Here is a 7,442-nt window from a genome sequence, read left to right as displayed (position 1 = left end):
TTTTATTCTACAGGGAAACTCACTTGTTTTCTATTATAAAAAGAAAAATAACGCTAGTGAGTTTTTGACTCACCAACGCTATTTATTGTACAACCAAGATAAAAAGATACGAGACGATCGTGAAAAATATGATCGTTTCGTATCTTTTTTCTGTTGGACAACAATTGCTTTTATTTAGAAATCCGCAACAGTGGTGGAATAATCATCGTAACAATAAAAGCGGCAACTAAAGCCTCACCGACACCATTACTGAGAAAAACAGTCATTACTGCTATAAAAATCGCACTCCCACTTGTAGCATCAATCGCTTGTGCGTAAGCATCGGTAAATAATAAGGCAATCGCTCCTAGCACTAGAAAGGTGTGAATAACTGTCGAAACTAGACCCGTGATAAACAGCGCGGCTTTTTCTTGGATACGATTACTAAGTTTTTGTTTAAAGAACCGGTAAATAAAATAAGGAATAATCCCAATTATCATTCTTGGCACTAACGCGACAACAAGCGCCCAAAAACTGCCTTGATCCGTCCCTAACACTGGAATGGCCGGTGAAAAGGCAAACGATAGCAAGGATGGTGCAATCGTATTTGTAATCACGCTAGTGAAACCAAAGGTAAGACCTAGTATCGCCCCGATTTTTGGTCCTAAAATAATCGATCCAATAATTACAGGAATGTGGATAAGTGTTGCTTTGATAACACCTAGATGAATAAAACCGATTGGCGTAAAAGCAAATAATAAAATAATTGAAATAAATATTGCGGTTAACGTAAAATCTTTAATTTTCAAAGTCTTAACTCCTTATATTGTATTTTCAGAGCGGGCTACCCTTACGTATCTTTTTTAAGAATAGCAACTGTCATTACATCATACTCTATATTTTAATTGAAATTCTAATTTATTCAACTTATTTTCGATAAATCCGTGCAACCTGCTGAAACCAACCATATAGTTAGAGACAAATATCCTATTTCACAATCAATATTTTAAGGCTTTTCCAAAAAGACTCGCATAGGAAAGACAACTAACACAAACGTTAGTTGTCTAATCGATAAAAATGGCGCGTATTTTGATAGAGTGTTTGATAGACGCGCCCCGTTTCTATTTGTTTAATTTCAGCAATTTTAGCAATTGTTTGATGAATCATCGCTGGCTCTGTCATTTGTTTCTCGAAAGGACCTTGAAAAGGCCACGGACCATCTGTTTCAACCATCATTAAGTCAAGTGGATATCGCTCTACCACGCGCTGAATATCTGATTCATATATGACGTCCGGCGTAACAGAAATATAGTAGCCACCACGAATCATCTTGTCAATGATTGGCGCAGTGCCCTTAAACCAATGAAAATGTGCTCGTTTCACTTGATGTTTTTCCAATAAGTCACAAGCAACTAACGCATCTTCATAAATCGCATGCAGGACAACTGGTTTGTCTAATGCAGCCGCTACTTTAAGGAAACGTTCTAATAAATCAATATACGGTTCTCGTAACAGTTCAGGATTTTTTTGTTGCGTGTAATAGGGCAGACCAATCTCTCCAATCGCAACAAGTGCTTGGTGATGCATGTGAATTAATGCAATAATGTTATCTATCTCATTATCACTAGGTAAGTCCTGTTCTGGGTGAAAACCAATTGCTGGCTTAATCTCCGGATGAGTAGCTGCTAAGGCTAATACTGATTGCGCTGACTTTAAATCATTTGAAACAGCAACAAGCGCGGTAACACCATCTTCTTTTAGCTTATTTAACATCAATGCTCTATCTTTTTCGGCGTATAGATCAAGATGAATATGTGCATCAATGATGGCGTTCATCATGATTACCTTGCAGTTCTTGGTAAATAGCTTTTTTCCATTTCAGAAATTCTTCTGATAGTAACAATTCTTCACGCCGTGGTCGCTCAAATGGAACAACAAATTCTTTTTTTATCTGGGCAGGTTTACTTGATAAGACAATCACGCGATCAGATAAAAACAGAGCCTCTTCGATATTATGGGTGACAAATAAGACAGATTGTCGATTTTCTTCCCAAATTGTCAGTAACCATTTTTGCATTTCTAGTCTGGTAAACTCGTCTAACGCTGAAAAAGGCTCATCTAAACAGATAAAGTCCTGCGGACTAAGTAAGGCGCGTACAAATGCAACGCGCTGCTGCATGCCACCTGATAACTGATGGGGATACGCCTCTTCATAACCTGATAAACCAGCTTTTTGTAACATTGTGCGCGCTCTATCATAATCTGGCTTTGCGTGTATTTCTAAGCCTAACACAACGTTATCTATAATTGTCCGCCAAGGAAATAGTGAAGGACTTTGCGGCGTATAACTAATAGCACCACGCTGACCGGTAATGTTTATTCCATCTAAATAGAAGGCGCCTTGTTCCGGTTTAGAAATACCACCGATTAAATGAAACAGAGTGCTTTTCCCACTCCCTGACGGACCAAGTAAAGCAACAAATTCTCCGTCTTTGACTGAAAATGAAACCTCAGATAAAATAGGCTCTCCTTGATATAACTTTGAGATTTTTTCAACTACCAATTCACTCATGATTCGTCCTCCTTTCCCCGTCCTTTAATCAGTACTTTTTCTAGCCCAATAATCGCTCCAAAAAAAATCATACACAATATCATGATAAAGAATATCGCAACAAAGACACGATCTGTTCGAAATGAAGATTGAGCAAGTGTCATATAGACTCCAATTCCTTGATTAGCGCCTAACCACTCTGAAATCACTGCTCCCATTACACTGTATGTTGCTGCGATCTTTAAACCAGAAAAAATACTGGGTAACGCATGGGGCAATTCTAATTTAGTGAAGATCTGTTGCTTTGATGCGCCAGCCATATGCATGTAATGTAATAGTTCATAACTCGTTTGACGAAATCCATCGATTGTTGAGACTGCAATCGGGAAAAAACAAACAAGAGTAATGACAATTAATTTAGGCATCACACCAAACCCAAACCAAATCACTAGCAATGGCGCTAAAACAATAATAGGTATATTTTGCGATAAAATTAATAATGGATAAATCGCTCGTTTAACCGCTGGTAACAAGTGCAATGTCATTGCAACAACAAGCCCAACCGTAGCACCGATAAGAAAACCAAAGAATGCTAATTGGGTCGTGGAAATAAGATGATGTTGGTAGTTCCCCCAACCATCTATCCCCTCTGCTACGATCACCGTCGGTGCGGGTAACAACCAGGCCGGAATGTCCAACAGGCGACTACTCATCTCCCAAATAACGAGCAATAAAACGAGCACTAACATAGGACTAACTGTTTTTGCTGTAAATCTCTTCATAATTGAAAAGCGATGTCTCAAAAGACATCGCCCTAACCTCCCATCCTATCGATACTTTTCAGTTAACGTATCCATTGAAATACCTTCTGGTTTATAGACGACTTTGACTTGGGAAATAATACTCTTACATCCCTGTGCAACCATTTCATCATTCATTTTCTCAATGATTGCAAATAGCTCTGATAACTCACCTTCCATTGTTGTTTCTAATGGATTCACTTGATATTTCACTCCTGATTGATCAATGATTGCAATTGCTGCATCAACATAAGGAATCACATCTTCTCCATTTTTTGTTTTAGGAATAATTTGAATACTAACCAATGCATTTGCCATTTTATTTACTCCTCTTCATAAAGTTTATTCAGGTAAAAATTCATTAGTAAAGGACCCTTCTACATCAAGCTCTCGGTCCAATAATTGATTCTCATACATCCACTCAGAGTAATTCTCCCAAACTTCTACTTCTTGAATTCCCCACTTCGCTGCATCGTCTTGGTATCGTGGAGACAACCATTCTTGACTAGCGTGCACCAGTTCTTCATCTAAGTCAGGAACGGCTTCTACTAATAATGCTGCAGCTTCTTCAGGGTTATCAATGGCGTAGTTATACCCTTTTGACACGGCGCTCATAAACTTACGAATTGTTTCCGGATTTTCTTCAATCATGGTTTCATTTGTTGCAATAACTGGGGTATAATAATCGAGTTTCTCTGAGTAATCAGTTAGATATAGCATGTTTAGCTCAAGATTTCTAAGCTCTGCCTCAATTCCAGTCCACGCATAATAGATCCAAGCAAAATCAATATCACGTTCTACAGCTGTAAAGAAATCTGAATTCCCCATATTGACGATATTGACATCATCAACACTTGCTCCTTCGTCTTTCATTAAAGCATCAATTACTGCTGCTTCTACGGGTGCGCCCCAACCACCATAGGTCTTGCCAGCAAAATCAGCTGGTGAGGTGATGTCTTTTTCAACAGGTGATGCAAAGCCGGATGTATTATGCTGAATAACTGCAGCAATCGACACAAGTGGTATATCTTGCGTCCGTGCTTCACTAATCGCCTCTTGTGCGGCAATACCAAAGTCAGCTTGACCAGAGGCAACTACTTGCGCAGCACCTGACTCACCGGGTAATGTAATCTCTACATTCAAACCTTCATCCTCAAAATAGCCAAGTGCTTCCGCTACATAAAGTCCTGTATGATTTGTGTTTGGTGTCCAATCAAGTACCATGGTAATATCTTCTACTGTTTCTGTTTGATTTGTGTCATCACCTTGACATGCTGTTAAACTGAAAAATAATCCAACTGATACAACAAATAATGCTACTCTCTTCATCTGAAAATCCCCCTTAAATTTTATGGAGGAACATACTATACTTCCACGAAAAAAACAAAATGCGCCCAGGCAGAGGCCTAGAGCGCATATATTATCACATAATTTCGTGTTCACATATGTTCCCTACGCTGGTCTAAACCAGATCAGGTTCCAAGGGTCTGTATCTTATCGGATACGATCTCAACCAGCCGTACTGGTCCCCCCACATTGAAACTTGCTATTTAATTACTTACAGGTTCTACTTTGCCATACATTCATAATAAATACAAGTATTAAGTTCATAATGTTTACTATTCTTGTGATTAGATTAATGATCAATCCAACTACTACTGTCTCAGTAATGCTATTGATATTCTACTAATAACGTATAATTAAATACAATCTTAACATTACTCTTCATCTTCTAAATCTTCAATATACGCTTTCATTTCGTCAATTTCTTTACGTTGAGCTGCAATAATTTCATCTGCAAGTTCACGCACACGTGGGTCATCAATTTGCGCTCTTTCACTTGTCAAAATAGCAATGGAGTGATGCGGAATCATTGCTTCCATATAATCCACATCATCAACAAGCGTTTGACTTCTAAGTAAGAATAATGATAACGCAAAGACAACGACACTACCTGCTAAAATACTAATGTTTAATTTTCGGTTTTTCAGCATGTGCGTCATAAATAACAACATTATTACAGCCATTGTTGCTCCCATTAATAAAGCCATGTAGGCTCTTGTTTCGCTAAAATAGATATGATCAATTTCATAAGTGCTCCAGTACTTGAATAAAAACATGACAACCGTTGACGTAATAATCATACCAGCAAACTTAGCATAAGGTTTCATTCCTACTCTCCTCCTAAAATAGATTCATATATTACTAATACCCATCAGCTGGTTGACGAAACGTTTTCACATATGATTTTCCAAACCATCAGTCTTCACAATGAGGATAAAGCGTTTTGAATAACGGTATTAAACCGCCATTTCAGCTTTTTTGAAGGCACCCTCATAGCTTTGTTGATCGAAATTCAAACAAAAGTAACCCTGCAAAGTTTAATTAAATAGACTTTGCAGGGTTACTTTAAAATTATGTAAATAGTACCGGCGGTCGGGGTCGAACCGACACTCTCGTGAAAGAACGGGATTTTGAGTCCCGCGCGTCTGCCAATTCCGCCACGCCGGCATGTTGTGGAGGCGGTAACCGGATTTGAACCGGTGATGAAGGTTTTGCAGACCTCTGCCTTACCACTTGGCTATACCGCCACATGTTGATACTAATTAAAAATATGGAGCGAAAGACGGGATTCGAACCCGCGACCCCCACCTTGGCAAGGTGATGTTCTACCACTGAACTACTTTCGCAAATGGCTGGGCTAGCTGGATTCGAACCAGCGCATGACGGTACCAAAAACCGTTGCCTTACCGCTTGGCTATAGCCCAAAATATATATAATTTTATAAATAAAAAAACAAAACATAAATGGGGCGACCGGTGGGGATCGAACCCACGCATGTCGGAACCACAATCCGATGTGTTAACCACTTCACCACGACCGCCATAATGTATTGTATATAGAGCAGGGGTAGTAGGACTCGAACCCACACCGGAGGTTTTGGAGACCTCTGTTCTACCTTTAAACTATACCCCTATAAAGCTTATTTAATTTAAAAAATGGTGGAGGGAGTAGGACTCGAACCTACGAACCCGATGGGAGCGGATTTACAGTCCGCCGCGTTTGGCCAACTTCGCTATCCCTCCATATAAATGGTGGCTTGAGACGGAATCGAACCGCCGACACACGGAGCTTCAATCCGTTGCTCTACCGACTGAGCTACCAAGCCATTGTTTGCACACTTAACAAAAAATAAGTGGCGGTCCGGACGGGACTCGAACCCGCGACCTCCTGCGTGACAGGCAGGCATTCTAACCAACTGAACTACCGGACCACTATTAAATTAATTGGTTGCGGGGATAGGATTTGAACCTATGACCTTCGGGTTATGAGCCCGACGAGCTACCAGACTGCTCCACCCCGCGACGTTATGAAATAAAATGGTGGAGGATGCAGGGCTCGAACCTGCGACCCCCTGCTTGTAAGGCAGGTGCTCTCCCAGCTGAGCTAATCCTCCATGGGAATTTGGTGACCCGTACGGGATTCGAACCCGTGTTACCGCCGTGAAAGGGCGGTGTCTTAACCGCTTGACCAACGGGCCATCTCTTATTAAAATGTTCTGGCGGAGAGCGAGGGATTTGAACCCTCGAGACGGTTTAACACCGCCTACACGATTTCCAATCGTGCTCCTTCGGCCACTCGGACAGCTCTCCATTATGGCTCCACAGGTAGGACTCGAACCTACGACCGATCGGTTAACAGCCGATTGCTCTACCACTGAGCTACTGTGGAATGGATACAATGCCTGGCGACGTCCTACTCTCGCAGGGCGTAAGCCCAACTACCATCGGCGCTGAAGAGCTTAACTACTGTGTTCGGCATGGGAACAGGTGTGGCCTCTTCGCTATAGTCACCAGATCTTTTTCGCTTTATCCAAGTGAAACTTTTACAAGGACAAGTTATATTATATTCATTTCTAAATATAAAAGCAAGTGTTTTTTTAATAAAAAATTAAACAATTTTTATCAAAAAAATCTAAATATACCCTGAAAACTAGATAAGAAGTCTGACAGACAGTTAAAAATTTAGTTAAGTCCTCGATCGATTAGTATTCGTCAGCTGCACATGTTGCCATGCTTCCACCTCGAACCTATCTACCTCATCGTCTCTGA

7 protein-coding genes, 14 tRNA genes, 2 rRNA genes and 1 riboswitch are annotated in these 7,442 nt (G+C 40.4%); all 23 genes read right to left on the bottom strand.

The annotated features are described in order from the left end of the window. Positions 1 to 170: 170 nt before the first annotated feature. On the bottom strand, positions 171 to 788 hold the full coding sequence (locus DES38_RS11695; RefSeq protein WP_110252262.1) for an ECF transporter S component: 618 nt from the start codon (positions 786 to 788) through the stop codon (positions 171 to 173). Between the two features lie 247 nt (positions 789 to 1,035). Continuing rightward, on the bottom strand, positions 1,036 to 1,818 hold the full coding sequence (locus DES38_RS11690; protein WP_110252261.1) for a TatD family hydrolase: 783 nt from the start codon (positions 1,816 to 1,818) through the stop codon (positions 1,036 to 1,038). After that, entirely contained in the window at positions 1,799 to 2,551 is a 753-nt protein-coding gene (locus DES38_RS11685) for an ABC transporter ATP-binding protein (protein WP_110252260.1), read from the bottom strand. Before DES38_RS11685 ends, DES38_RS11690 begins: the two co-directional genes overlap by 20 nt. Beyond that, entirely contained in the window at positions 2,548 to 3,312 is a 765-nt protein-coding gene (locus DES38_RS11680; RefSeq protein ID WP_110252263.1) for an ABC transporter permease, read from the bottom strand. The genes DES38_RS11685 and DES38_RS11680 overlap by 4 nt, the downstream gene beginning before the upstream one ends. A 45-nt stretch (positions 3,313 to 3,357) precedes the next feature. Next, positions 3,358 to 3,648 carry a thiamine-binding protein gene (locus tag DES38_RS11675; protein WP_110252259.1) on the bottom strand — a complete coding sequence of 97 codons (291 nt, stop codon included), beginning with the start codon at positions 3,646 to 3,648 and terminating at the stop codon, positions 3,358 to 3,360. A gap of 24 nt (positions 3,649 to 3,672) precedes the next feature. After that, positions 3,673 to 4,659 (bottom strand): ABC transporter substrate-binding protein, encoded by a 987-nt coding sequence (locus tag DES38_RS11670; RefSeq protein ID WP_110252258.1) that lies wholly within the window; start codon positions 4,657 to 4,659, stop codon positions 3,673 to 3,675. A gap of 103 nt (positions 4,660 to 4,762) precedes the next feature. Continuing rightward, positions 4,763 to 4,873, bottom strand: a riboswitch (TPP riboswitch). 175 nt (positions 4,874 to 5,048) lie between these two features. Then, positions 5,049 to 5,501, bottom strand: a complete 453-nt coding sequence (locus DES38_RS11665) for a DUF305 domain-containing protein (RefSeq protein ID WP_110252257.1) — start codon at positions 5,499 to 5,501, stop codon at positions 5,049 to 5,051. Between the two features lie 256 nt (positions 5,502 to 5,757). Beyond that, positions 5,758 to 5,841, bottom strand: a tRNA-Leu gene (locus DES38_RS11660). Between the two features lie 6 nt (positions 5,842 to 5,847). Next, a tRNA-Cys gene (locus DES38_RS11655) sits at positions 5,848 to 5,921 on the bottom strand. Between the two features lie 24 nt (positions 5,922 to 5,945). Further along, positions 5,946 to 6,020, bottom strand: a tRNA-Gly gene (locus DES38_RS11650). A gap of 3 nt (positions 6,021 to 6,023) precedes the next feature. Next, positions 6,024 to 6,098 (bottom strand) — tRNA-Gln (locus DES38_RS11645). A gap of 40 nt (positions 6,099 to 6,138) precedes the next feature. Beyond that, positions 6,139 to 6,214, bottom strand: a tRNA-His gene (locus DES38_RS11640). Between the two features lie 21 nt (positions 6,215 to 6,235). Continuing rightward, positions 6,236 to 6,306, bottom strand: a tRNA-Trp gene (locus DES38_RS11635). 24 nt (positions 6,307 to 6,330) lie between these two features. Further along, positions 6,331 to 6,416: transfer RNA gene (locus tag DES38_RS11630), tRNA-Tyr, on the bottom strand. A gap of 7 nt (positions 6,417 to 6,423) precedes the next feature. Beyond that, a tRNA-Phe gene (locus tag DES38_RS11625) sits at positions 6,424 to 6,499 on the bottom strand. Positions 6,500 to 6,527: 28 nt separating this feature from the next. After that, positions 6,528 to 6,604, bottom strand: a tRNA-Asp gene (locus DES38_RS11620). Between the two features lie 14 nt (positions 6,605 to 6,618). Next, a tRNA-Met gene (locus DES38_RS11615) sits at positions 6,619 to 6,695 on the bottom strand. Positions 6,696 to 6,711: 16 nt separating this feature from the next. Next, a tRNA-Val gene (locus DES38_RS11610) sits at positions 6,712 to 6,787 on the bottom strand. Positions 6,788 to 6,796: 9 nt separating this feature from the next. After that, positions 6,797 to 6,871 (bottom strand) — tRNA-Glu (locus tag DES38_RS11605). Positions 6,872 to 6,890: 19 nt separating this feature from the next. After that, positions 6,891 to 6,983: transfer RNA gene (locus DES38_RS11600), tRNA-Ser, on the bottom strand. Between the two features lie 4 nt (positions 6,984 to 6,987). After that, positions 6,988 to 7,062, bottom strand: a tRNA-Asn gene (locus DES38_RS11595). Positions 7,063 to 7,073: 11 nt separating this feature from the next. Next, a 5S ribosomal RNA gene (rrf, locus tag DES38_RS11590) occupies positions 7,074 to 7,188 on the bottom strand. A 167-nt stretch (positions 7,189 to 7,355) separates the two neighbouring features. Continuing rightward, positions 7,356 to 7,442, bottom strand: a 23S ribosomal RNA gene (locus DES38_RS11585); the annotation flags it as partial.

Origin of the sequence: Streptohalobacillus salinus, from assembly GCF_003201605.1 — a bacterium.
Lineage (GTDB): Bacteria > Bacillota > Bacilli > Bacillales > Amphibacillaceae > Streptohalobacillus > Streptohalobacillus salinus.
This window is presented reverse-complemented; position numbering and strand designations above follow the sequence as displayed.